At 69.3% G+C, this 22,471-nt stretch carries 24 protein-coding genes; 17 read left to right on the plus strand and 7 right to left on the minus strand.

What is annotated here, in order from left to right:
* Positions 1-111 precede the first annotated feature (111 nt).
* Complete coding sequence (locus N8A90_RS22620; protein WP_262077476.1) at positions 112-1,017, minus strand: helix-turn-helix domain-containing protein; 906 nt, start codon at positions 1,015-1,017, stop codon at positions 112-114.
* Positions 1,018-1,103: 86 nt separating this feature from the next.
* Positions 1,104-1,835, minus strand: a complete 732-nt coding sequence (locus tag N8A90_RS22625) for a response regulator (RefSeq protein WP_262077477.1) — start codon at positions 1,833-1,835, stop codon at positions 1,104-1,106.
* Positions 1,836-1,998: 163 nt separating this feature from the next.
* Between N8A90_RS22625 and N8A90_RS22630 the strand changes: the two genes are divergently transcribed.
* The 5 genes from N8A90_RS22630 (at position 1,999) to N8A90_RS22650 (ending at position 7,051) form a co-directional block, all read left to right on the plus strand.
* Positions 1,999-2,361: a response regulator gene (locus tag N8A90_RS22630; RefSeq protein ID WP_262077478.1), complete on the plus strand. Its 363-nt coding sequence runs from the start codon at positions 1,999-2,001 to the stop codon at positions 2,359-2,361.
* Between the two features lies 1 nt (position 2,362).
* Positions 2,363-4,480, plus strand: a complete 2,118-nt coding sequence (locus N8A90_RS22635; RefSeq protein WP_262077479.1) for an ATP-binding protein — start codon at positions 2,363-2,365, stop codon at positions 4,478-4,480.
* A 93-nt stretch (positions 4,481-4,573) separates the two neighbouring features.
* Complete coding sequence (locus N8A90_RS22640) at positions 4,574-5,395, plus strand: alpha/beta fold hydrolase (RefSeq protein ID WP_262077480.1); 822 nt, start codon at positions 4,574-4,576, stop codon at positions 5,393-5,395.
* 117 nt (positions 5,396-5,512) lie between these two features.
* The gene (locus tag N8A90_RS22645; protein WP_262077481.1) at positions 5,513-5,830 is read left to right on the plus strand and encodes a hypothetical protein; all 318 of its coding nucleotides are present in this window, start codon (positions 5,513-5,515) and stop codon (positions 5,828-5,830) included.
* A gap of 177 nt (positions 5,831-6,007) precedes the next feature.
* Complete coding sequence (locus tag N8A90_RS22650) at positions 6,008-7,051, plus strand: VWA domain-containing protein (protein WP_262077482.1); 1,044 nt, start codon at positions 6,008-6,010, stop codon at positions 7,049-7,051.
* 10 nt (positions 7,052-7,061) lie between these two features.
* Here N8A90_RS22650 and N8A90_RS22655 read toward each other — a convergent pair whose 3' ends face one another.
* From N8A90_RS22655 to N8A90_RS22665, 3 genes are all read right to left on the minus strand, one after another.
* A complete protein-coding gene (locus tag N8A90_RS22655; protein WP_262077483.1) occupies positions 7,062-7,580 on the minus strand; it encodes a Dps family protein in 519 nt (172 codons plus the stop codon).
* 201 nt (positions 7,581-7,781) lie between these two features.
* Positions 7,782-8,594 carry a 2,5-didehydrogluconate reductase DkgB gene (gene dkgB, locus N8A90_RS22660; RefSeq protein WP_262077484.1) on the minus strand — a complete coding sequence of 271 codons (813 nt, stop codon included), beginning with the start codon at positions 8,592-8,594 and terminating at the stop codon, positions 7,782-7,784.
* A gap of 25 nt (positions 8,595-8,619) precedes the next feature.
* On the minus strand, positions 8,620-9,822 hold the full coding sequence (locus tag N8A90_RS22665; RefSeq protein ID WP_262077485.1) for an MFS transporter: 1,203 nt from the start codon (positions 9,820-9,822) through the stop codon (positions 8,620-8,622).
* 121 nt (positions 9,823-9,943) lie between these two features.
* Here N8A90_RS22665 and N8A90_RS22670 point away from each other — a divergent pair, with 121 nt between their 5' ends.
* A complete protein-coding gene (locus tag N8A90_RS22670) occupies positions 9,944-10,831 on the plus strand; it encodes a LysR family transcriptional regulator (protein ID WP_262077486.1) in 888 nt (295 codons plus the stop codon).
* A 5-nt stretch (positions 10,832-10,836) separates the two neighbouring features.
* On the opposite strand, the gene N8A90_RS22675 is transcribed toward N8A90_RS22670, so the two are convergent.
* The gene (locus N8A90_RS22675) at positions 10,837-11,154 is read right to left on the minus strand and encodes a hypothetical protein (RefSeq protein ID WP_262077487.1); all 318 of its coding nucleotides are present in this window, start codon (positions 11,152-11,154) and stop codon (positions 10,837-10,839) included.
* Between the two features lie 136 nt (positions 11,155-11,290).
* Between N8A90_RS22675 and dapF the strand changes: the two genes are divergently transcribed.
* The 6 genes from dapF (at position 11,291) to N8A90_RS22705 (ending at position 16,801) form a co-directional block, all read left to right on the plus strand.
* Positions 11,291-12,166, plus strand: coding sequence for a diaminopimelate epimerase (dapF, locus tag N8A90_RS22680; protein WP_262077488.1), 876 nt, complete (start codon positions 11,291-11,293; stop codon positions 12,164-12,166).
* A 2-nt stretch (positions 12,167-12,168) separates the two neighbouring features.
* Positions 12,169-12,858: a DUF484 family protein gene (locus N8A90_RS22685; protein WP_410087733.1), complete on the plus strand. Its 690-nt coding sequence runs from the start codon at positions 12,169-12,171 to the stop codon at positions 12,856-12,858.
* Between the two features lie 26 nt (positions 12,859-12,884).
* Positions 12,885-13,493 carry a YdcF family protein gene (locus tag N8A90_RS22690; RefSeq protein WP_262077490.1) on the plus strand — a complete coding sequence of 203 codons (609 nt, stop codon included), beginning with the start codon at positions 12,885-12,887 and terminating at the stop codon, positions 13,491-13,493.
* Positions 13,471-14,478, plus strand: a complete 1,008-nt coding sequence (locus N8A90_RS22695; protein ID WP_410087734.1) for a tyrosine recombinase XerC — start codon at positions 13,471-13,473, stop codon at positions 14,476-14,478. Before N8A90_RS22690 ends, N8A90_RS22695 begins: the two co-directional genes overlap by 23 nt.
* On the plus strand, positions 14,475-15,677 hold the full coding sequence (locus tag N8A90_RS22700) for a class I SAM-dependent rRNA methyltransferase (protein ID WP_262077492.1): 1,203 nt from the start codon (positions 14,475-14,477) through the stop codon (positions 15,675-15,677). Before N8A90_RS22695 ends, N8A90_RS22700 begins: the two co-directional genes overlap by 4 nt.
* Positions 15,678-15,751: 74 nt before the next feature.
* Positions 15,752-16,801, plus strand: coding sequence for a CobW family GTP-binding protein (locus N8A90_RS22705; RefSeq protein WP_262077493.1), 1,050 nt, complete (start codon positions 15,752-15,754; stop codon positions 16,799-16,801).
* 113 nt (positions 16,802-16,914) lie between these two features.
* Here N8A90_RS22705 and N8A90_RS25425 read toward each other — a convergent pair whose 3' ends face one another.
* Positions 16,915-17,553, minus strand: coding sequence for a hypothetical protein (locus tag N8A90_RS25425; protein ID WP_316044034.1), 639 nt, complete (start codon positions 17,551-17,553; stop codon positions 16,915-16,917).
* Here N8A90_RS25425 and dksA point away from each other — a divergent pair.
* The 5 genes from dksA (at position 17,543) to mraZ (ending at position 22,466) form a co-directional block, all read left to right on the plus strand.
* Positions 17,543-18,007, plus strand: coding sequence for an RNA polymerase-binding protein DksA (dksA, locus tag N8A90_RS25430; RefSeq protein ID WP_410087735.1), 465 nt, complete (start codon positions 17,543-17,545; stop codon positions 18,005-18,007). The two genes, N8A90_RS25425 and dksA, sit on opposite strands and share 11 nt — an antisense overlap.
* A gap of 58 nt (positions 18,008-18,065) precedes the next feature.
* A complete protein-coding gene (locus tag N8A90_RS22715) occupies positions 18,066-19,682 on the plus strand; it encodes an STAS domain-containing protein (RefSeq protein WP_262077494.1) in 1,617 nt (538 codons plus the stop codon).
* 64 nt (positions 19,683-19,746) lie between these two features.
* Entirely contained in the window at positions 19,747-20,292 is a 546-nt protein-coding gene (hslV, locus tag N8A90_RS22720) for an ATP-dependent protease subunit HslV (protein ID WP_262077495.1), read from the plus strand.
* A gap of 151 nt (positions 20,293-20,443) precedes the next feature.
* Positions 20,444-21,772, plus strand: a complete 1,329-nt coding sequence (gene hslU / locus N8A90_RS22725) for an ATP-dependent protease ATPase subunit HslU (protein ID WP_262077496.1) — start codon at positions 20,444-20,446, stop codon at positions 21,770-21,772.
* A gap of 262 nt (positions 21,773-22,034) precedes the next feature.
* Positions 22,035-22,466 carry a division/cell wall cluster transcriptional repressor MraZ gene (gene mraZ, locus N8A90_RS22730; RefSeq protein WP_262077541.1) on the plus strand — a complete coding sequence of 144 codons (432 nt, stop codon included), beginning with the start codon at positions 22,035-22,037 and terminating at the stop codon, positions 22,464-22,466.
* Positions 22,467-22,471 lie beyond the last annotated feature (5 nt).

The following is a 22,471-nucleotide window of genomic DNA, read 5'->3' on the forward strand; positions in this document are numbered from 1 at the left end:
AGCCCGGATGGAAGTGTTTCCAAGTGTATTTGAATGTATCTTATGGTGCAATTGGACGGCGGCCCCTTCCCACGGGGGCCCCCTCAACACCAGCCTTCAAGAAGCGCGGGCTCAATGTCGATGGAGCCGCCGCCATGCCGCCGGCGAACTGCCCATCCGCGCGCCGAAGACGCGCGTCAGGTGGCTCTGGTCCGCGAAGCCGCAGGCGATGGCGATCTCCGGGAGCGAGGCCGTGTCGTCGCGCAGCAGTTTCTGCGCGGCCTCGATGCGCTGCGCCGTGCGCCAGGCGTGCGGGGTCTGGCCGGTCGTGGTCTTGAAGGCCTTGCCGAAGTGGCTGCGCGACAGGCCGCACGCGGTGGCGATCTCGGCGAGCGACATGTCGTGTGCCAGGTCGGCGCCGAGCAATTCCCGGGCGCGGCGCTCCTGCCACGGCGCCAGGCCCGCTGTGCCGCCCGCGCGGGGCGCCGAGCCGCCGTAGGCATGCGCGACGTGGGCATACAGGGCGAGCGCCATCTGGTCGAGGAAGAGGGCGCTGGCTTCTGTCGGCCGCTGCAGCGAAGGCAGCAGGGCGGCCGCGAGGTGCGTGAGCACCGGGTCGGCGGTGCCGGGCGCGCAGCGCAGTGCGCCGACTGCGGCCACGCCCGATTCCTGGGCGAACTCGTCCAGTGCCGCCCGCGTGATGCGGAACAGCACCGAATGGAAGGGGCTGCAGACATAGGCCGACGGGCGGGTCGCGAGGTCGGCGATGTGCACCGTGCCGGCCTCCAGCAGCCCCAGGTGCGTCTCACCGCCTTGCTGGAAGAAGCGCCGGCTGCCGGCGCGCGACAGCTCGACGCTGACGACGAAGGCCTCGTCCGCCGGCAGCGGCGGCAGCACGAAGAGATGGGGCTGGGCGTACTGCATGCGCGCCATGTCCAGCGCACGCGTGCCCGCGCGGGACGCCTCCACCTCGTCGAGCCCGTACTGCCGTGCGAGCTGGCGGGCAAAGCGGTTGGGCGAGGCGGCGACGGCGGTCATGGGGCAGGTCGGTGGCGGAACGGCATCTTAGGCAGCCGGCCTCGACCCTCCTGCCGGGCGGGACAAGGGTGAAAAGGGGCGCCCGCTCAGTTCAGCACGTCGACCGGCGTGTTGAAGACGTAGCCCGCGCCGCGCTCGGTCTGGATGAAGCGCGGCGACGACGGGTCGCCCTCGATCTTGCGGCGCAGGCGCAGGATCTGCACGTCGATGGAGCGGTCGTACACCTCGGCGCCGTGCAGGCGTGACAGCTCGAGCAGGCGGTCGCGCGACAGCACGCGCTGCGGGGCTTCGCACAGGGCCTGCAGCAGGTTGAATTCGCCGTTGCTCAGGTCCACGCGGCGGCCATCGGGGGCGGTCAGCCGGCGGGCCAGCAGGTTCAGCTCCCAGCCGTCGAAGCGGTAGGCCCGCCGCTGCGTGTCGTGCGCGCCGGCCACCGCGTCGCCGCGCTTCTGGTAGCGCCGCAGCACGGCGCGGATGCGCGCGAGCATCTCGCGGTTGCTGAAGGGCTTGGTCACGTAGTCGTCGGCGGCCATTTCCAGGCCCATCACCCGGTCGGCTTCCTCGAGGCGGCCGGTGAGGATGATCACCGGGATCTCGCCGCTGTCGCGCAGGCCGCGGGCGAGCTGCATGCCGTCTTCGCCGTTCAGGCGCAGGTCGAGCAGGACCAGGTCGATCACATGCTCCTGCAGCAGCTGGTTCATTTCCGCGCCGGTGGCGGCGCCGCTCACGCGGAACTCGTTGTCGGCGAGGTAGGTGCTGACGAGGTCGCGGATCGCGGCGTCGTCGTCGACGACCAGGATGTGGGGGCGGTTGGCCATATGGGCCGCGAGCGTAATGTAGATTCCCTGCATGCAGCAACCGCGCCATATTTCATATGAAACATGGCCGTGCGGGCCGAAATCACCCCGGCATCCGGCCATGCGCCAATGGCACCTGAAGAAGCGGCGGCTCCTTGCCGACCGCATGCCGCGGGTGTGTTCCATGTTGAAAGTTGTGCTGATCGAAGAAGACGTCGCCATGCAGGCCCTGATTGCCGAGTGGCTGACGCAGGCGGGCTACCGGGTGGAGGCGTTGCGCAGCGGCGCGGCCACGCCGGTCGCGGGCGTGGACCTGGTCATTGCCGACGTGCCCAGGCTGCGCGAAGGCGACGCGCTGCAGGTGCACGCGCTGCGGGCGAGCTACCCCGGTGCGCCCGTCATCGGCCTGTCGGCGCAGCTCGCGCGCAGCCTGCCGGGCAGCTCGGACCGGGCGCAGGCCCTGGGCGTGGCCGCGTTGCTGTCCAAGCCCTGCACCGCCGGCGAACTGCTCGCGGCCGTGGTGGACGCCACAAGCACCACGCACTGACATGCGTTCCTCCGCGCGCCTGCGCCAACGCATCATCGCCGGCGGCCTGCTGCTGATCGTCGCCTTCATCGGCTCGGCGGCCTACGACGGCTGGCGGCTGCACCAGCAGGTGATGGCGGTCAACGAGCGGGAACTGGGCAACCTCGCGACCGCGCTGGCCGGCGAGGCCGACCGCAACCTGCAGTCGGTCGACGTGCTGCTGCGCGACACCGCCAGCTGGTACGAGAACTTCCCCTGGCGCGCCGAGCCCGAGGCGGTCGTGGCCGCGCTCAATTCGCGCGCGGTCGGCGTGCCGCAGGTGAGCGTGCTGACCATCGTCGATGCGAGCGGCATGCAGCGCTTCCGTTCGCGCCCGACCGGTGAGCCGCTGGCGGACGTGTCCGACCGCGCGTACTTCCTCAAGCAGCGCGACACCGACACGGCCGGCCTGGTCATCAACGAGCCGATCGTCACGCGCACCGAGCGGCGCCCGGCGGTCGTGATCTCGCGCCGGCTGAGCCGGCCCGACGGCAGCTTCGACGGCGTGGTCACCGCCATCGTCACGCTGCAGGCCCTGCAGAGCGCCTATTCGGCCATCCACTTCGGCGACCGGAGTTCGCTGGTGCTGGCGCAGGACGACGGCAGCGTGGTGGTGCAGCAGCCCGCCGATGCGCCGCGCACCCGCTTCCCCGAGCTGTCGGCCCTCAAGGGCGGCGCGCTGATCGACCGTGCGGCCAGCCCGGTCGACGGGCGGGCCAAGCTGATCGCCGCCGTCGGCGTGGGCAGCCTGCCGCTGGTGCTGGCGATCACGCGTGACGAGGACGAGGCGCTGCGCCCCTGGTACGACGAGATGTGGAGCGCCGGCATCCGCACGGGGGTGATGTGCCTGCTGGTCGGCCTGGCCGTCGTGGCGCTGCTGCGCCAGCTGCGGCGCGAGGCCGAGGCCGAGCGCGAGCGCCGCCGCCTCGAGGCGAGGCTGCAGCAGACGCAGCGGCTCGAAGCGCTGGGCACGCTGGCCGGCGGCATCGCGCACGACTTCAACAACATCCTCGGCGCGATCCTCGGCTTCGGCGAACTGGCCCAGCAGCAGGCCGAGCCCGGCAGCGCGCTGCGGCGCCACATCGACCGCGTGCTGCAGGGCGGTGCGCGGGCGCGGCTGCTGGTGCGGCGCATCCTCGACTTCAGCCGCAGCGGCGTGACCGACCGCGCGCCGGTGCATGTGCAGACGCTGATGGAAGAGATCGTCGCGATGCTCGCGTCCACCCTGCCGGCGGGCGTCGACCTGCAGGCGCAGCTGGACGCCGGCGACGCCGCCGTGCTCGGCGACGCCACGCAGCTCTACCAGGTGGCGATGAACATCTGCACCAACGCGGTCCAGGCGATCGAGGGCGCGGGCACGGTGTCTATCCGGCTGCGCCGCGTCGACGTGAGCGCGCCGCGCGTCCTGCTGCACAGCGAGCTGGCCGTCGGCCCGCACGTCTGCCTGGAGGTGCGCGACACCGGCGTGGGCATTCCGCCCGAGGCGCTGCAGCGCATCTTCGAGCCCTTCTTCACCACCAAGAAGCAGGGCGAGGGCACCGGGCTCGGGCTGGCGGTGGTGCACGGCATCGTGGCCGACCTCGGCGGCGCCATCGATGTCGCCTCGGTGCCCGGCGAAGGCACGCAGGTGTCGGTCTGGCTGCCGGTGTGCGGCGAGTGCGCACCGGCCACCGTGCCCGACAGCGGCGAGTGGCCGGCCGGGCAGGGCGAGGTGGTGATGGTGGTGGACGACGAGCAGGCCCTGGTCGAGCTGGCGGAGGAAACGCTGGCCGGCCTGGGCTACGAGCCGGTCGGCTTCGATTCGGCCGAACGCGCCCTGCAGGCTTTCGAGGCCGACCCCGGGCGCTTCGACGCGCTGCTCAGCGACGAGATGCTGCCCGGCATGCCCGGCACCGAACTCGCGCGCCTGCTGCGGGCGCAGCGGCCCGCCCTGCCGGTGCTGCTCATGAGCGGCAAGGTGGACCCGGCGATGGTCGAGCGCGCCCAGGCCGCGGGTGTGCACGCGGTGCTGCACAAGCCGCTCGCGCTGCGCGAGCTGGCCACGCGGCTGGCCGAGGCACTGCGCGGCCGCAGTGACGATGGCGGCGGCCGCTACAGCTGAAATCTGCGCGCCGCCGCGCGAAACCGGGCGGCAACCGCGCCGCCGGAGCATCGGGTCTTCGCGGCCTCGGCCGTTCATCCCCGGAGCAATCACATGAGCACCCTCACCACCCAAGACGGCACCCAGATCTACTACAAGGACTGGGGCAGCGGCCAACCCGTCGTCTTCTCGCATGGCTGGCCGCTGTCGGCCGACGCCTGGGACGCGCAGATGGTCTTCCTGGCCGAGCGCGGCTTCCGCGTGATCGCCCACGACCGCCGCGGCCATGGCCGCTCCGGCCAGCCCTGGAACGGCAACGACATGGACACCTACGCCGATGACCTCGCCGCGCTGTTCGAGAAGCTCGACCTGCGCAACGCCGTGATGGTCGGCCATTCGACCGGTGGTGGCGAAGTGGCGCGCTACATCGGCCGCCACGGCACGCAGCGCGTGGCCAAGGCCGTGCTGCTGAGCGCCGTGCCGCCGCAGATGCTCAAGACCGCGAGCAACCCGGGCGGCCTGCCGATGGAGGTGTTCGACGGCATCCGTGCCGGCGTCGCCGCCGATCGCTCGCAGTTCTTCCAGGACCTCACCACGCCCTTCTACGGCGCCAACCGCGAGGGCTCCAAGGTCACGCAGGGCATGCGCGATTCGTTCTGGCTGCAGGGCATGGCCGGTTCGCACAAGGGCTTGCTGGACTGCATCAAGCAGTTCTCCGAAACCGACTTCACCGCCGACCTCAAGAAGATCGACGTGCCCACGCTGGTGGTGCACGGCGACGCCGACCAGATCGTGCCGATCGGCGCGTCCGGCCTGCTGTCGGCCAAGCTGGTGAAGGGCGCGACGCTGAAGGTCTACGCCGGCGCGCCGCACGGCATCGCGACCACCCATGCGGACAAGTTCAACGCGGACCTGCTGGCTTTCATCCAGGGCTGATGAGGAACGGGGCGGGCGGATCGAGCGGACAATCGCAGGCTTGTTTCTAAGCACACCGATGACCTTGGACGCCCCCTTCTTTCTCGCCCCGGCATGCCTTTGCCGGGCGATGCACCCATGAGCGCCGGACGCGACCGCCGGCTGCGTGTAGAGGCCGACAAGCTCGAGGCCTTCTGCCTGCTGGTTCGCGCGGCCTCCGAGGCACCGGACCAGGCGGCCTTTGCCGAGGTGAGCCGTGCCGCCGCGTCCGCGCTGCGCGCCAGGTTCGGCGGCGGCACCATCACGTCGGCCTTCGCATGGCTGAGCGGCCCCGCTGCGCAGGCCGCCCTGGCGAGCGTGCGCGTCGGCGAAGTCGATCTGCAGGGCACCTTGTCGCTGGTCGAGCTGGAGCGGGCCGTCGCGCTCGCCAAAGAGGCGCAGACGCTCCAGCGCTGAGCGGTGTCGCAGCGCCGGGTGCACGCGAGGGGCCGCCTCGACGTGCGGCCCACCCGCCATGTGGCGGTTGCGCGATGAATCCTTCGCGGGCAGGATGGTGTTGCACTGCGAGAAAGTCTGGCGCCGGTCGTCGGCGCCAGGTCGCGGTTGCCGACGAGTTCACCGCCAAGCGTCGCCATGTTCTTCCTCTGGCCTGGGTATCTCTGGTTCTTGCTGCTGCTGGCGCTGATGCCGGCTGCCTACCTGTGGCTGCTGCGCCGGCGGAACAAGGCCGCCTTGCGCTACAGCAGCCTGGGCGTGGTGCAGGCGGCGGTGGCCGGGCGCCAATGGCGGCGGCACCTGCCACCCGCGTTGCTGCTGCTGGCTTTCGCGGGCCTGCTGCTGGCAGCGGCGCGGCCGGTGGCGCGTGTCCCGCTGCCCTGGGCGCGCACCACGGTCATGCTGGCCATCGACGTGTCGCTCAGCATGCGCGTGAGCGACGTCAAGCCGACCCGCCTGGTGGCCGCGCAGGACGCGGCCAAGCGCTTCCTGCAGGAGGTCCCCAAGACCATCGAGGTCGGGCTCGTCACCTTCGCCGGCAGCAGCCAGGTCGCGCAGCGCGCGACGCTCGACCGCGACGCGCTGGTGACGGCGATCGACGGCTTCCAGATGCAGATGGGCACGGCCGTGGGCAACGCCATCGTGCTGTGTCTGGCGGAGTTGTTTCCCGACCAGGGCATCGAGCTTGCCGACATGAACGCCGGCAGCAACGGCAACCCGCGGGCGCGCAGCCTGGACGACAAGGCCAGGCCGCCGCGCCCGCCGTTCACGCCGGTGGCGCCGGGCTCGTACAACTCGGCGGCGATCATCCTCTTGAGCGACGGCCGCCGCACCACCGGCGTCGACACGCTGGCCGCCGCGAAGATGGCCGCCGACCGCGGCGTGCGGGTGCATGTGGTGGGGCTGGGCACGGTCGAGGGCGATGTGTCCGCGCCCGACGGCATGGCGATCTACATGAAGCTCGACGAGCCCACGCTGCGAGAGGTCGCGCGGATGACCGGCGGCGACTACCACCACGCCGGCACCGCCGAGGCGCTGCGCAGCGTCTACGAGAACCTGGGCTCGCGCGTGCAGGTGCTCACGCGCGAGACCGAGATCAGCGCGGTGTTCGCGTTGGCCTCGGCCCTGCTGGCGATGGCGGCCGCCGCGCTGTCGATGCTCTGGTTCGGCCGCATCGCCTGATTCAGAACGTTCAGCTCTGACGACCCGCCTCGAAAAGGAACCAGGTGCGGCGCTCGGCCTCGTCGATCCACACTTCCAGCAGGCTGGCGGTGGCCACGTCGCCGTAGCGGTCGCACAGGGCGTGCGTCTCGCGCATGAAGGCGGCGACGCGCTGGTTGTCCTGGCTCAGCTCGGCCAGCATGTCGGCCGGCGTCACGAAGTCGGCGTCGTTGTCGCTCAGGCGCTGCAGGCGCACGGCGTGGCCGCTGGAACGCAGCGTGGTGCCGCCGAGTTTGCGCACACGCTCGGCGATCGGGTCGACGGTCGCGAAGATCTGGTCCGACTGCTCGTCGAGCAGCAGGTGGTAGTCCCGGAACGACGGGCCCGACATGTGCCAGTGGAAGTTCTTGGTCTTGAAGTACAGCGCGAAGGTGTCGGCCAGCAGGGCGTTGAGTTCCGCGGAGATGTCGCGGGTGGCGTCCGCGCCCAGGGGCGTGGGCGTGGTCAGCGGTGCGAGGCGGTGCTTCTTGGCGGCGGCGAGATCGGTCATGGAGACTCCTGGGGTTGAAGGCGGCGTGTTGGCGTCGGGGACCGCATCGGTGCAGAAGTGCGCCGGTGCAGAGCCTCTACTGTCGCCAGCCGCTGTTGCAGGGGCATTGCGCGCGCGCAAGCCCGTGCTTCAACTGAAACATGCCGACGACCAACGGACACGGGCGTGCCGTGGCCTTGCGCCGTCGGCATCGCCGCCCACTCAGTCCCAGGCTGGCGCCAGGCCTTCTGGACTGGTGAGGCGCTCGTTGCGGTCGAGCGCGGCGATCTGTGCCATGTCGGCCTCGCCGAGCTTCAACTGCTGTGCCAGCAGGTTGCTCGCCAGGTTCTCGCGCTTCGTCGACGACGGGATCACGGCATAGCCCAGCCGCATCGCCCAGGCCAGCACCACCTGGGCTGGCGTCGCTGTGTGCTTCTTCGCGATGGCTTCGATCACCGGGTCCTTCAGTGCCTTGCCGTAGGCCAGCGTCATGTAGGAGGTGATGTGGATGCCCTGGCTCTTCGCGAAGTCGGCCACCTTGCGGTTCTGCAGGAAGGGCGACAGCTCGATCTGGTTCGTCGCGATGTTCTCCGCGCCGACCGCGGCGATGGCTTCCTTCATCAGCGCGATGGTGAAATTGGAGATGCCGATGCGCGTCGTCAGGCCCTGTGCCTTGGCGTCCATCAGCGCGCCCATGAACTCGGCGACGGGCACTTCGTTTTTCGGCGAGGGCCAGTGGATCAGCGTCAGGTCGACGTGGGTTGTGCGCAGCTTCTGCAGGCTTTCCTTCAGGCTCGGCACCAGCTTGTCCTTCGCGTAGTTCGCAGTCCAGATCTTGGTGGTGATGAAGATGTCGTCGCGCGGCACGCCGCTCTCGGCGATCGCCTGGCCGACCTCGGCTTCGTTGCCGTAGATCTGCGCCGTGTCGACCAGGCGGTAGCCGAGTTCGAGGCCGGTCTTGACCGAGTCGATGACGACCTGGTCTTTCAGGCGGAAGGTGCCGAGGCCGAAGGCGGGGATGGTGTTGGTGTTCATGGTGTCGTTGTCCTTTGAAAAGTGATCAGTGGCCGACCGGCATCGGGCCGTCGGTGCGTAAGGGGATGCCGCTGCGTTGGTCGAGCTTTCCGCTCCATTGGGTCAGCGCCAGCGAAACCAGCACCACCAGGGCGCCAATCCACGGCGTGTGCATCAGCCCCAGGTGCGTGACGATCAGGCCGCCGGCCCAGGCCGCGCCGGCGATGCCGAGGTTGAAGGCCGCGATGTTCAGGCCCGAGGCCACATCGACCGCCTGCGGCGTGAAGCGTTCTGCCTGCTTCACCACGTAGACCTGCAGGCCCGGCACGTTGCCGAAGGCGACCGCGCCCCAGGCCAGCACGGTGGCCAGCGCCAGCCACTTGTGCGGCGCGGTGAACTGGAAGACGAGCAGCACGGCGGCCAGCAGCGCGAAGATGATCTTCAGCGCCGGGATCGGCCCCATCCTGTCCGCCAGCTTGCCGCCCCCGATGTTGCCCGCCGCGACCGACACACCGTACACCAGCATCACCCAGCCGACCGCGCCGGCGCTGAAGCCCGACACGTCGGTGAGGATAGGCGCGAGAAAGGTGAAGGGAATGAAGGAGCCGCCGTAGCCGATGGCCGTCTTGGCGTACACCAGCAGCAGCCGCGGTTCGGCCAGCACCCTGGCCTGCTGCACCAGCGAGGCCGGCGCGCTGTGGCGGATGTTGTTGGGCACGAAGAGCCAACTGCCGATGAAGGCGATCACCCCCAGCGCCGAGACGGCCAGGAAGGTCTCGCGCCAGCCGAAATGCTGGCCGATGAAGGTGCCCAGCGGCACGCCGGTGACCAGCGCGACGGTGAGCCCGGTGAACATGATCGCGATGGCGCTCGCGGCCTTCTCCTTGGGCACCAGGCCGGTGGCGATGGTCGAGCCGATCGAGAAGAACACGCCGTGCGCCAGGCCGGTGAGGATGCGCGCCGCCACCAGCGTCTCGTAGCTGGGCGCCTGCCAGGCCAGCAGGTTGCCGGCGGTGAAGAGCGCCATCAGGCCGAGCAGCAGTGCCTTGCGCGGCACCTTGCCGGTCAGGGCGGTGAGCACCGGCGCGCCGACCGCCACGCCGAGTGCGTACAGGCTGACCAGCAGGCCGGCCGAGGGCAGGCCGATGCCGAGGTCGGCCGCCACGGTGGGCAGCAGGCCGACGATCACGAACTCGGTCGTGCCGATGGCGAATGCGCTGAGGGTCAGCGCGAGCAATGCAATGGGCATGGGAAAACTCCTTGGAATGGCGGGAGTCTGAAGCCGACGCCTTTGCAGAAAAAGAGGGTGACTGGCCAAAGATACTTGCCTGGAGATCAATAATCGGCCGCATCGGACCGCGGAGTACCCCATGAAAACCACCCTCGACGAACTGCAGGCCTTCGTGGCCGTGGTCGACACCGGCTCGATCACGGCCGCCGCCGACCGGCTGGGCCAGACGGTGTCGGGCATGAGCCGTGCGCTCGGCCGGCTCGAGAAGAAGCTCGACACCACGCTGCTGCGCCGCACGACGCGCCGCATCGCGCTCACGGAAGAGGGCGCCGCCTTCCTGGCGCACTGCCGCGCGATCCTGGGCGCGATCGACGAGGCCGAGGAGCAGATGGCTGCGCGCCGGCAGAAGCCCGCCGGCCGGCTGCGGGTGAATGCGGCGACGCCCTTCATGCTGCATGCCGTCGTGCCGCTGGTGCCGGACTTCCGCCGGGCCTACCCGCAGATCACGCTGGAACTCGATACCGACGAGCTCAACATCGACCTGCTGGAGCGGCGCACCGACATCGCGATCCGCATCGGCGCGCTGCGCGACTCCACGCTGCACGCGCGCTCGCTGGGCACCAGCCGCATCCGCGTGCTGGCGAGCCCGGCCTATCTGGCGGAATACGGTCGGCCCAAAAGCGTGGCGTCGCTCGGCCAGCACACGTTGCTCGGTTTCACGCAGCCGGAGTCGCTCAACCGCTGGCCGCTGCGCGGCGCGCACGGCGACGAATGGCCGATCGCCCCGGACATCACGGCGTCCAGCGGCGAGACGTTGCGTCAGCTGGCGCTGCAGGGCGCGGGCATCGTGTGCCTGTCGGACTTCATGACCGCGGGCGACCGCGCGCGCGGCGATCTGGTGCAGCTGCTGGCGAAGGACACGGTGGACGTGCGGCAGCCGCTCAACGCGGTGTATTACCGCAACACGCAGCTGGCGTCGCGCATCGCGTGCTTCCTGGACTTCCTGGCCGCACGGCTCGGCCACTGACCGAGTCAGGCCTTGCGTGTCTTGTTGGGGCCGAGTTCGCCGCTCGCCGTCAGGCGTTCGGCGCGGTCCAGCGCGGCTTCGAGCACCGCGATGGTGTTGGGGCCGGCACGCAGCCGACGCGATTCATGGCGCATCAGCTCGGCGGTCTCTTCGCCCGCGAGTTGCTGCAGCTGCGCCATCAACTCGCGCCGACGCCGCACCAGCGTGACCACCGACGATTCGCGCGGCCGGCGCACGCGTACCACCCAGACGGCGACGGCCAGAACGCCGAGGGCCGCAGCCACCCAAGCCCAGGCCGGAAACCACGCGAACCAATCAGCCAAATCGTTGTCCTCCTTGCGCTCGGCGCCCAGGCGCCGGGCGTCGAGCCCAGTCTAGGGTCGGCGCCGCGCCCCCGCGAGTGGGTTTTCGAGAAGAAAGGGGATCGGTGTTGTCCGACGCGCGGCGGATAATCCGCCGATGCGAATCCGCTTTACCAAGATGCAGGGTGCCGGCAACGACTTCGTCGTGCTCGACGAGACCGGCGCGCCGCTCGGCCTGTCGGCCGCGCAGTACCAGTTCCTGGCCGACCGCCATTTCGGCGTCGGCGCCGACCAGATCCTCACGGTACGGCCCTCGCCAGCCGAGGGCATCGACTTCCAGTATGTGATCCACAACGCCGACGGCGGGGAGGTGGAACAGTGCGGCAACGGCGCACGCTGCTTCCTTCGCTTCGTGCGCGAACACGGCCTGACGACCAAGGACGCGGTGCGTGTGCAGACGCTCTCGGGCGTGATCGAGCCGCGCATGGGCGACGACGGCCGCGTCACCGTCGACATGGGCCCGCCCGTCTTCGAGCCGGCACGCGTCCCCTTCGACGACGCCGGGATCGACCCGCAGCCCGATGGCGACTGGGAGACCTGGCACCTGACGCTCTCGACCCACGCCGAAGGCGCGATCGTGCCCTTCGCGATCCTGTCGATGGGCAATCCGCACGCCGTGCAGATCGTCGACGACATCGAGACCGCAGCGGTGGCCGAGCAGGGCCCGCTGATCGAACACCACCCGCGCTTTCCGCAGCGGGTCAACGCGGGCTTCCTGCAGATCGTCGACCGCACCCATGTGCGGCTGCGCGTGTACGAGCGCGGCGCCGGCGAGACGCTGGCCTGCGGCACCGGCGCCTGCGCGGCCGTGGTGGCGGGCATCCGCCTCGGGCGGCTCGACCACCGTGTCGACGTCGAGACGCGCGGCGGCATCCTCACCATCGAGTGGCACGGCGTGGGCCAGTCGGTGCGCATGACCGGCCCCGCCATCACCGTCTTCGAAGGCGAGATCGACGTCCCCGACGAACTATGACCATGCCCCACAACAACAACGCCGCCATGAACCCGATCACCGAAGACGACATCGCCGACTACCTGGCGAACACGCCCGACTTCTTCGAGCGCCATGCGCAGCTGCTGGCTCAGGTCCAGCTGACCAGCCCGCACGGCAACCGCGCGGTGAGCCTGCAGGAGCGCCAGGCCGAGATGCTGCGCGAGAAGATCAAGGCGCTGGAACACCGCGTGATGGACATGGTGCGCCATGGCACCGAGAACGTGGTCACGGCCGACCGGCTGCAGCGCTGGACGCGCGGCCTGCTCACCGCACGCGACCCGCGCGGCCTGCCGCTGCAGATGGCCAGCGAACTGCAGGCGCTCTTCATGGTGCCGCAGATCGCCATCAAGGTGTGGGACTGCGATGCGGCCTACGGCAACGAGCCCTATGCCCAGTGGGTCAGCGACGACGTCAAGGCCTTCGCCACCTCGCTGACCGCGCCCTACTGCGGCCTGAACGCCGGGCTGGAGGCCACGGCCTGGCTGGACGACGCACGCGCGGCGGTGTCGATCGCGCTGATCCCGCTGCGCGCCGAGCCCGAGGCGCCGGCCTTCGGCCTGCTGGTGCTGGCGTCGCCCGATGCGCAGCGCTTCAACCCGGACATGGGCACCGACTTTCTCGAGCGCATCGCCGAATTCGCGTCGGCCGCGCTGTCGCGCCTGCGGCCTTGAGGCCGGCGCGCCGGCCTTGGCGCACGGTGCGGACTGCGCTGCGCGTGCTCGCCCTGGGCGCGTTGGCGGGGATGGCGGTCTATGCGTGGATCGCCGTCACCATCTGGCAGCGGGCCGAGACCGTGCTCGCCGCCACGCCCCGGCCGGCCGATGCCGTGCTGGTGCTGGGCAACCGCGCCTACCGCGACGGCGCGCCCAACCCCTGTCTCACCGGCCGTGTCGACACGGCGGTCGCCCTGGCCCGGGCCGGGCTGGTGCCGCGGCTCGTGATGTCGGGCGGCATCGACCATGAGGACGGCCGCATCGAATCGCAGGTGATGGACGTGCATGCGCGCGCCATCGGCTACACCGGGCCGGTGCTGCGCGAAAGCCGGTCGAACTCGACGCGCGAGAACCTCGCGATGTCCGCCGCCGTGCTGCGCGAGGCGGGCGTGCGGCGGGTGATCGTGGTGTCGGAGCCCTACCACCTGTGGCGGGTCGAGCGGCTGGCGCGTGCCAGCGGTTTCGCGCGCGACTTCGACGTGCAGTACGCCGCCGCGCCCACCTCCTGCTGGCAGCGCTGGGGCATGCGTTTTCGCGGCGCGCTGCGCGAACCGCTGGCCATCGTGAACAATGCCCTCCATGGCTACTTCTGAGGACACCGGGGCGGACCTGCGCGCCCCTGCCGCCGAGGCGCTGATCGAGCGCTACCTCGAGCACGCGCGCGTCGAGCGCCGACTGGCCGAGCGCACCCTCGACATCTACGCCGAGCACTTGCGGGCACTGGCCGTGAAGATGGCCGAAGCGCAGTTGCCGGTCGACCGCGTCGCCGCCGCGCACGTGCGCCGCTGGATGGCGCAGATGCACAGCGCCGGGCGCGAGCCGCGCGGCATCGCGCTGGTGCTGTCGTGCTGGCGCAGCTTCTTCCGCTGGCTCGGGCAGCAGCGGCTGGTGCCCTTCAACCCGGTGCAGGACGTGCGCGCGCCGAAGGCGGCGCGTCCGCTGCCCAAGGCGTTGGCGGTCGACGACGCGGTGCAGCTGGCCGAGCTGCACGACCCCGACGCAGATCCGTGGACCGAGGCACGCGACCGCGCCATCGTCGAGCTGCTGTACGGCTGCGGCCTGCGCGTGAGCGAGCTGGTCGGGCTCGACGTGCATGCCAGCCAGGACGCGCGCGGCTGGGTCGACCTCGACGCCGGCGAGGCGCAGGTGCTGGGCAAGGGCAGCAAGCGGCGCAGCGTGCCGGTCGGCGGCAAGGCGGCGCAAGCCCTGCACGCCTGGCTGGCGGTGCGCGACCGGTGCGCGGCGTTGCCGGCCGCCCTGCTGCGCGACCCGGCCGCCGCGGCGGCGCTCTTCATCGGCCGCAACGGCACGCGCTTCTCGGCGCAGTCGGTCTGGCAGCGGGTCAAGGCGCGCAGCCTGAAGGCCGGGCTGCCGGCGGCGGTGCACCCGCACATGCTGCGCCATTCCTTCGCCAGCCATGTGCTGCAGTCGAGCAGCGACCTGCGCGCGGTGCAGGAGCTGCTCGGCCACGCCAACATCACGACCACGCAGGTCTACACACGGCTGGATTTCCAGCACCTGGCCAAGGCCTACGATGCCGCGCATCCACGGGCGAAGGCCAAAGACGACAACAAATGAAAACACTCCGCCTCAAGTCCGGCAAGGAAAAGTCGCTGCTGCGCCGCCACCCATGGATTTTCGAATCCGCCATTGCACGCGGTGGCGCCGATCCCGGCGAAACGGTGCGCGTGGAGTCGCACGACGGCCAATTCCTCGCGTGGGCGGCGTTCAGCCCGAGTTCGCAGATCCGCGCACGCGCCTGGAGCTTCGTCGAGACACAGCGCATCGACGCGGCGTTCCTGGCATCGCTGTGCGTCCGCGCCGTCGGCGCCCGCAGTTATTTCGATCTGCAAAGCGACGGCATCCGTCTCGTGCACGGCGAGGCCGACGGGCTGCCGGGCCTGATCGTCGATCGCTACGGCGACACCTTGGTCGCGCAGTTCGGCTCGGCCGGCGTCGAACGCTGGAAGGACGTGCTGGCCGATGCGCTGCTGGCGGCGACGGGGCTCGCCAAACTCTATGAGCGCTCCGATGCGAGCGGCCGCGAGCGCGAAGGGCTGAAGCCCGTCACCGGCTGGCTGCGCGGGGAGGGCGCCACCGAGCAGGTGATCCGCGAGCACGACTGGCGGCTGTCGCTCGACATCGCGACCGGCCACAAGACCGGCTTCTACCTCGACCAGCGCGACAGCCGGCAGCGTTTCGCCGAGATCGCGAAGCACCGGCGCTTTCGCCGCGTGCTCAACTGCTTCTGCTACACGGGCGGCTTCACCGTCGCGGCGCTGGCCGGGCTGAAGGCGGCGGGCGCGGTCGAGGGCGCCGAGCTGACCTCGATCGACTCGTCGCTGCCGGCGCTCGAGCGCGCCCGCGCCAACCTGGCGCTCAACGGCTTCGAGGGCGCGAACGCGCAGTTCCTCGATGCCGACGTGAATGCTTCGCTGCGCCGCTTCATCGAGGAGGGCCGCCGCTTCGACGCCATCGTGCTCGACCCGCCCAAGTTCGCGCCCACGGTGGCCCATGCCGACCGCGCCGCGCGGGCCTACAAGGACATCAACCGGCTGGCGCTCAAGCTGCTCGAGCCCGGCGGCGTGCTGCTGACCTTCTCGTGCTCGGGCGGCATCAGCGCCGACCTGTTCCACAAGATCGTGGCCTCGGCCGGCCTGGACGCGGGGGTGGACGGGTACATCAGCGAACGCCTGGGTGCCGCGCCCGACCACCCGATGACCATCGAGTTTCCCGAAGGGGAGTACTTGAAAGGCCTCGTGGTGGTGCGCAAGTAGCCTTTGACCCTGCCGCAGCGCCCGCCGGGCCGCGTCGCTAAACTTTCCGCCTTTCCCGTTCTCGGAGTCCCGCTATGGCCCTCATTCCCGCCACCATCCTCACCGGCTTCCTCGGCTCGGGCAAGACCACGTTGCTCAAGCGCATCCTCTCCGAGGCGCACGGCCAGAAGATCGCCGTGATCGAGAACGAGTTCGGCGAAGAGAACATCGACAGCGACATCCTGGTGACCGAGTCGAAGGAGCAGATCGTGCAGATGAGCAACGGCTGCGTCTGCTGCACCATCCGCGAAGACCTGCGCGAGGCGCTGCAGCTGCTGGCCGCCAAGAAGCGCCAGGGCCTGCTCGACTTCGACCGCGTGGTGATCGAAACCACCGGCCTGGCCGACCCGGGTCCGGTGGCGCAGACCTTCTTTATGGACGACGAGATCGCCGAGAGCTACCTGCTCGACTCGATCCTGACGCTGGTCGACGCCAAGCACGCGCCGCAGCAGCTCAACGACCGCCAGGAGGCGCGCCGCCAGGTCGGCTTCGCCGACCAGATATTCATCAGCAAGAGCGAACTCGTCTCCGAGGCGGAAACCGAGGCGCTGATCCATCGCCTGAAGCACATGAACCCGCGCGCGCCCCAGCAGAAGGCGCATTTCGGCGACGTGCCGCTCAAGGACATCTTCGATCTGCGCGGCTTCAACCTGAACGCCAAGCTCGACATCGACCCGGACTTCCTGAAGGAAGAGACCGAACCGCACGACCACGACCACGCGCATGGCGAGCATTGCGACCACCCGTCGCATGCGCACGAAGGCCATGGCCACCATCACCACACGGACGACGATGTCAAGAGCTTCGTCTACAAGGCCGACCGCGCCTTCGACCCGGCCAGGCTGGAAGACTTCCTGGGCGCCATCGTCAACATCTACGGCCCGAAGATGCTGCGCTACAAGGGCGTGCTGAACATGAAGGGCACCGACCGCAAGGTGATCTTCCAGGGCGTGCACCAGCTGATGGGCAGCGACCTGGGTCCGGAATGGGGCGCCGACGAAGTCCGCCAGAGCCGGATGGTGTTCATCGGCATCGAGCTGCCGCGCGAGATTCTCGAGCAAGGCCTCGAGCAGTGCCTGGTCTGACCGCCGGCTTCATATCTATATACAATCGCGCGCCTGTTCCGCAGCCGCCCCGGGTCTTCAGAAGACCAGGGTGTGACTTCCGGCATAGGAGGGCGTGCGTTCCTGGCGTGCTTTCAAGGGTATAACCCCGAGGGCTCGCCACCGGTGGGCACCTGACAGTGTGGGTCGTGAGGTCGAAGAACCGCACGGCTTTCAGGGGGATAGCCAGTGAAAGCGCATTCGAGTTCGTCGAAGGAGCCAGCCACCGTGAAGAAACCTGCCGCGAAGGCCCAACCTGTCTTGAAGCCGGTCGTCCCGAAGACGCCGGCGGCCAAGTCGGCAGCGTCGTCGGCGAAAAAGGCTTCCGCCCCGTCGGCTCCCGCCAAGAAAGTCAGCGCGGCCCCGGCAAAGACCGTCCGCGCCGTGAAAGCCGCTCCGCCCGCCCCGGCCCGCAAGGCTGTGGCGAAAAGCACATCGAAGGCAGCCTCCGTGGCTGCCGCGTCGTCCAAACCCACCGGCCGCAGTGCCGAACCACCTGCTCCTTCGCTCCCCATGAAAAAAACGGCTGCCGCCTCCACTTCCGCCCCGGCGACAACTCCCGTCACCTCGATCCCCGCCGCGCCCGCTCCGGCCACGCGCGGTGGCCGGGTGTCGCGCCTGTCGCAATTGACCGTGCCCTCGATGGCGCAGTCGGTCGCCTCGACGGCGGCCAAGTCCAGCTTCACGCAGAGCGCCTCGCCCGCACTGGTGCCGCCGCCTCCGATGGCGGTCAAGAAAGACCCGAAGCTCGCCAACAACTGGAAGACCAAGTCCGTCGAGGAGCTGAGCGACGCCGAAGTCATCGCCATGCCCGACAGCGAGTACATGAACGAGAAGCAGATGGCCTTCTTCCGCTTGAAGCTGATCGAGCTCAAGCGCGGCATCCTCGAGAACGCCGGCGAGACCACCGAGCATCTGCGCGAAGACACCGTGGTGGTGCCTGACCCGGCCGACCGCGCCACCATCGAGGAAGAGCACGCGCTGGAACTGCGCACGCGCGACCGCGAACGCAAACTGCTCAAGAAGATCGAGCAGTCGATCCAGCGCATCGACGCCGGCGACTACGGCTACTGCGACGAGACCGGCGAGCCCATCGGCGTCGGCCGCCTGCTGGCCCGCCCGACCGCCACGCTGTCGCTCGAGGCGCAGCAACGCCGGGAACTCAAGCAGAAGATGTTCGGAGACTAGGCGCCTTTTCTTCCTCGACATGACCTCTCCATCGATGCCCTGAGTTCCGTACCTCCGCATGTCCAAGGAAGAACAGTCCGGTCGCCTGCTCTCGAAAGTGGCAAAGTTCGTGCGCAATCCGCTGAAGGATTGGGCCGAACTGGATGCGCAGGATTCGGCCGCGACCGAGAACGGCTACAGCCGCGAGATGCTCAAGGAGATGATCGAGCGGCGCCAGCGCAACGATTTCGTGCGCCGCCGGGAGTTCGACATGCTGCGCAAGCTGCGCCAGCGCGAGGCGGCCGGCGCGCGCGACCCGGGGCAACCGTCCTCGTTGAACCTCAGCAGCACCTCGGGCAAGACCGAGGGGCGCGCCCTCACGCTCAAGAAGATCGACGAGATCGAGGCGCAGATGTCCAAGCAGTGGTGGAAGGGCGCACCCGCCACCACCACGACCACCACCACCGACGACGAACCGTCGATCAACCCCGAACTCCTGGCGGCCCAGCGCGCCCGGGCTTACGCCGACACGGCGCCGCAGGCCGCCGACAGCACCGTGCCGGCGATCGCCGAAGCGCCGGCCGGCGCCGCCGGGGCGACCAGTGCAGCCGTGCCGCTGCTGGTGTACGACAGTGCGCTCGACGAAGCCGCGATCCGCTTCGCGCATGGCGACGATGCCGGCGCCGAGTCGATCCTGCTGCAGAGCCTGCTGTCCGACGCGACCCAGAACGACCACAACGACATCTGGCTGGCGCTGCTCGATCTGTACCGCGCCGTCGGTGACGCCGAGAAATTCGCGGCGGCCAGTACCCGCTATGCGCAGCGCATGAGGCGCAATGGCCCCGAGTGGGTGTCGTTGCGCGCCCTGGCGCGCGGGGTGCAGACCAGCGTCGCGGCCACGGGCCAGCATTCGGCCGACTGGCGCAGCCCGGCGCAGCTCAACCGGGAGGGCCTGGTCGAGCTCACGCGTGCGCTGGGCGGCGCGGGTTCGGTGTGGACGCTCGATTGGCGCCTGCTCGGCGGCATCGATCTTGCCGCGGCCGGGCCGCTGAAGTCGCTGTTCGCGCACTGGTCGGCATCGCCGGTCGACGTGCGCTTCGTCGGCGCCGGGCGCCTGCTGGCCGTGCTCGAGAAGGCCACGCCTGCCAACGAGCGCAACACCGACGAGGCCTGGTGGCAGTTGCGCATGGCTGCGCTGCGGCTCATGAACGAGGTCGACCTCTTCGAGCTGGTCGCGCTCAACTACTGCATCACCTACGAAGTCTCGCCGCCGCCCTGGGAAGAGCCGGTGGGCCGCTATGTCGCCGTGGAGTCGACGGGGACGAGCCGGCCGGCTGGCTTGTCCATGGCCATGAGCATCGACAGCCAGGCACAGGCGTCGTCGACCGGTTCACCGGAGATCCTGGGCGCGACGCTGGCCGGTGATCTGAGCGGTGAGTCGGCGTCGACCTGGCGCCGTCTCGATGCCGAGATCGCCGACGCCGAGATCGCCGACCCGACGGCGCCGGCGACCATTCACTGCACGGCGCTCGTGCGCCTGGACCTCGCCGCGGCCGGCACGCTGCTGCACTGGGTGACCGAGCGCGACGCCAATGGCCAGCGCGTGCAGTTCGTCGATGCGCACCGCCTGATCGCCGCCTTCTTCAAGGTGGTGGGCATCGCGGACCACGCGCTGGTGCGGGTGCGCGAAAACTAGCCGTGACGCCGTGCGGGGCCTGGCGGTCCCTTGCATTGGTCCGGGCCATCCCCAGATGGCTTCGATGGAACAGTTTCACGGAACCACGATCATCAGCGTGCGCCGCAAGACTCCCGGAGGCGACCAGGTCGCCATCGGCGGGGACGGGCAGGTCACACTCGGCAACATCGTCATCAAGGGCTCGGCGCGCAAGGTGCGCCGTCTGCACCACGGCAAGGTGCTCGCCGGCTTCGCCGGCGCCACGGCCGATGCCTTCACCCTCTTCGAGCGCTTCGAGGCCAAGCTCGAGAAGCACCAGGGGCATCTGACCCGCGCGGCGGTCGAGCTCACCAAGGACTGGCGCACCGACCGCGTGCTGCGCCGCCTGGAGGCGATGCTCGCGGTGGCCGATGCCACCACCTCGCTGATCATCACCGGCAACGGCGACGTGCTCGAGCCCGAAGACGGCGTCGTCGCCATCGGTTCCGGCGGCGCCTACGCGCAGGCCGCCGCCAAGGCCCTGCTCGACCACAGCGACCTCACGGCCGAGCAGATCGTGAAGCGATCGCTGGAGATCGCCGGCGAAATCTGCATCTACACGAACATGAACCACACCGTGGAGACGCTCTGAAAATGAAATACCACCCCCGAAGCGCCTGCGGCGCCTCCCCCTCGAGGGGGCGATACCACCGGCCCGGCAAAGCCGGTTCCGCGGTATCCCTGGACTCTGGCTGTGCTCGGTTTCTCGAATGTGGGCAGGGCAAGCTTGCGGGAGAACTGGCATGTCGATGACGCCCCAAGAGATCGTCTCGGAGCTCGACAACCACATCGTCGGCCAGCCCGACGCCAAGCGCGCCGTGGCCATTGCCTTGCGCAACCGCTGGCGGCGCCAGCAGGTGGACGCGGCGTTGCGCCAGGAGATCACGCCGAAGAACATCCTGATGATCGGCCCCACGGGTGTCGGCAAGACCGAGATCGCCCGCCGTCTGGCGCGCCTGGCCGACGCACCCTTCATCAAGGTCGAGGCCACCAAGTTCACCGAGGTGGGCTACGTGGGCAAGGACGTCGATGCGATCATCCGCGACCTGGCCGAGATCGCCGTCAAGCAGACCCGCGAGAAGGAGAGCGCCAAGGTGCGCATGCGCGCCGAGGACGCCGCGGAGGACCGCATCCTCGACGTGCTGCTCCCGCCAGCGCGCACCGGTGCCGAGGGCGCCGCGGTCGTCGACAGCGGCAACGCCACGCGCCAGGCCTTTCGCAAGAAGCTGCGTGAAGGCGCGCTCGACGACAAGGAGATCGAGCTCGACCTCGCGGAAACGCGCGCGCCGCTCGAGATCATGGGGCCGGCCGGCATGGAAGAGATGACCGAGCAGCTCAAGGGCATGTTCGGCCAGCTCGGCCAGGCCAAGCGCAAGACCCGCAAGCTCAAGATCGCCGAGGCCATGCGGCTGTTGATCGACGAGGAAGCCGGCAAGCTGGTCAACGAGGAAGAAATCCGCACCCAGGCCATCCACAACGCCGAGCAGAACGGCATCGTCTTCATCGACGAGATCGACAAGGTGGCCACGCGCACCGACACGCAGGGCGCCGACGTGTCGCGCCAGGGCGTGCAGCGCGACCTGCTGCCGCTGGTCGAGGGCACGGCCGTCAGCACCAAGTACGGCGTGGTGCGCACCGACCACATCCTGTTCATTGCGAGCGGCGCCTTCCACCTGAGCCGGCCGAGCGACCTGATTCCCGAACTGCAGGGGCGCTTTCCCATCCGCGTGGAGCTGCAATCGCTCTCCGTGGCCGATTTCGAGGCGATCCTCACGCAGACCCGCGCCTCGCTGGTCAAGCAGTACCAGGCGCTGCTCGCCACCGAAGGCGTCACGCTCGATTTCACCCCCGACGGCATCACCCGCCTGGCCGGCATCGCCTTCGAGGTGAACGAGCGCACGGAGAACATCGGCGCGCGTCGTCTGTCGACCGTGATGGAGCGCCTGCTCGACGAGGTGAGCTTCGACGCCGCACGGCTGGGCGGGCAGTCGGTGCGCATCGATGCGGCCTATGTCGAGCAACGGCTCGCGGCACTAAGTCACGACGAAGATCTTTCGCGCTTCATCCTTTGACGGGCCACCGTCCCGGCGTCGGCGCTTCACGCAACACATTCACTGCGTGAGCTAAGTGCTTAATTTGCAACGGAATTCGCGGTTTCCGAGCGTTCGGAAACCGCGCTAAGTCGTTGATTCCATTACAAAAAATAGACAACGGCTCTTGCTGTCGTACCTTGGTTTCCTGCTACAGTGCAAAAAAGTGCAGTTAAGTGGGAAAAAGTGTCGGATAGCGTCTCGTCGAGGTGCCTGACCGTTCCCACCACAGGGGTTCGTGGCCGTGTTTCAAGGCGCTTCATCGCTGAGTCTGGATGCGAAGGGTCGGCTTTCAGTGCCGACCCGGCATCGTGACGTGCTGGCTGCCACGGCCGGCGGTCAGCTCACGATCACGCGCCACCCTCACGGCTGCCTGATGATTTTCCCGCGTCCTGCGTGGGAGCAGTTCCGCGAGCGCATCGCATCCATGCCGCTCAAGGACCAGTGGCTCAAGCGCCTGTTCCTCGGCAATGCGATGGATGTCGACATGGACGGCACCGGCCGCATTCTGGTGTCGCCGGAACTGCGCGCCGCCGCGAATATCGCGCGCGACACGCTGCTGCTCGGCATGGGCAGCCACTTCGAGCTCTGGGACAAGGCCACGCACGACGCCAAGGAAGCCGAAGCGATCCAGGCCGGCCTGCAGTCCGAAGCATTCCAGGACCTCGCCTTTTGACGAGC

It is taken from the genome of Variovorax sp. N23, from assembly GCF_025486315.1.
Classification (GTDB): Bacteria; Pseudomonadota; Gammaproteobacteria; order Burkholderiales; family Burkholderiaceae_C; genus Variovorax.

Bases quoted from the DNA above. Each gene is read 5' to 3' on its own strand.
- N8A90_RS22620 (WP_262077476.1), bottom strand. From the start codon at position 1,017: ATGACCGCCGTCGCCGCCTCGCCCAACCGCTTTGCCCGCCAGCTCGCA.
- N8A90_RS22625 (WP_262077477.1), bottom strand. From the start codon at position 1,835: ATGGCCAACCGCCCCCACATCCTGGTCGTCGACGACGACGCCGCGATC.
- N8A90_RS22630 (WP_262077478.1), top strand. From the start codon at position 1,999: ATGTTGAAAGTTGTGCTGATCGAAGAAGACGTCGCCATGCAGGCCCTG.
- N8A90_RS22635 (WP_262077479.1), top strand. From the start codon at position 2,363: ATGCGTTCCTCCGCGCGCCTGCGCCAACGCATCATCGCCGGCGGCCTG.
- N8A90_RS22640 (WP_262077480.1), top strand. From the start codon at position 4,574: ATGAGCACCCTCACCACCCAAGACGGCACCCAGATCTACTACAAGGAC.
- N8A90_RS22645 (WP_262077481.1), top strand. From the start codon at position 5,513: ATGAGCGCCGGACGCGACCGCCGGCTGCGTGTAGAGGCCGACAAGCTC.
- N8A90_RS22650 (WP_262077482.1), top strand. From the start codon at position 6,008: ATGTTCTTCCTCTGGCCTGGGTATCTCTGGTTCTTGCTGCTGCTGGCG.
- N8A90_RS22655 (WP_262077483.1), bottom strand. From the start codon at position 7,580: ATGACCGATCTCGCCGCCGCCAAGAAGCACCGCCTCGCACCGCTGACC.
- dkgB (WP_262077484.1), bottom strand. From the start codon at position 8,594: ATGAACACCAACACCATCCCCGCCTTCGGCCTCGGCACCTTCCGCCTG.
- N8A90_RS22665 (WP_262077485.1), bottom strand. From the start codon at position 9,822: ATGCCCATTGCATTGCTCGCGCTGACCCTCAGCGCATTCGCCATCGGC.
- N8A90_RS22670 (WP_262077486.1), top strand. From the start codon at position 9,944: ATGAAAACCACCCTCGACGAACTGCAGGCCTTCGTGGCCGTGGTCGAC.
- dapF (WP_262077488.1), top strand. From the start codon at position 11,291: ATGCGAATCCGCTTTACCAAGATGCAGGGTGCCGGCAACGACTTCGTC.
- N8A90_RS22685 (WP_410087733.1), top strand. From the start codon at position 12,169: ATGCCCCACAACAACAACGCCGCCATGAACCCGATCACCGAAGACGAC.
- N8A90_RS22695 (WP_410087734.1), top strand. From the start codon at position 13,471: ATGCCCTCCATGGCTACTTCTGAGGACACCGGGGCGGACCTGCGCGCC.
- N8A90_RS22700 (WP_262077492.1), top strand. From the start codon at position 14,475: ATGAAAACACTCCGCCTCAAGTCCGGCAAGGAAAAGTCGCTGCTGCGC.
- N8A90_RS22705 (WP_262077493.1), top strand. From the start codon at position 15,752: ATGGCCCTCATTCCCGCCACCATCCTCACCGGCTTCCTCGGCTCGGGC.
- dksA (WP_410087735.1), top strand. From the start codon at position 17,543: ATGGCGGTCAAGAAAGACCCGAAGCTCGCCAACAACTGGAAGACCAAG.
- N8A90_RS22715 (WP_262077494.1), top strand. From the start codon at position 18,066: ATGTCCAAGGAAGAACAGTCCGGTCGCCTGCTCTCGAAAGTGGCAAAG.
- hslV (WP_262077495.1), top strand. From the start codon at position 19,747: ATGGAACAGTTTCACGGAACCACGATCATCAGCGTGCGCCGCAAGACT.
- hslU (WP_262077496.1), top strand. From the start codon at position 20,444: ATGTCGATGACGCCCCAAGAGATCGTCTCGGAGCTCGACAACCACATC.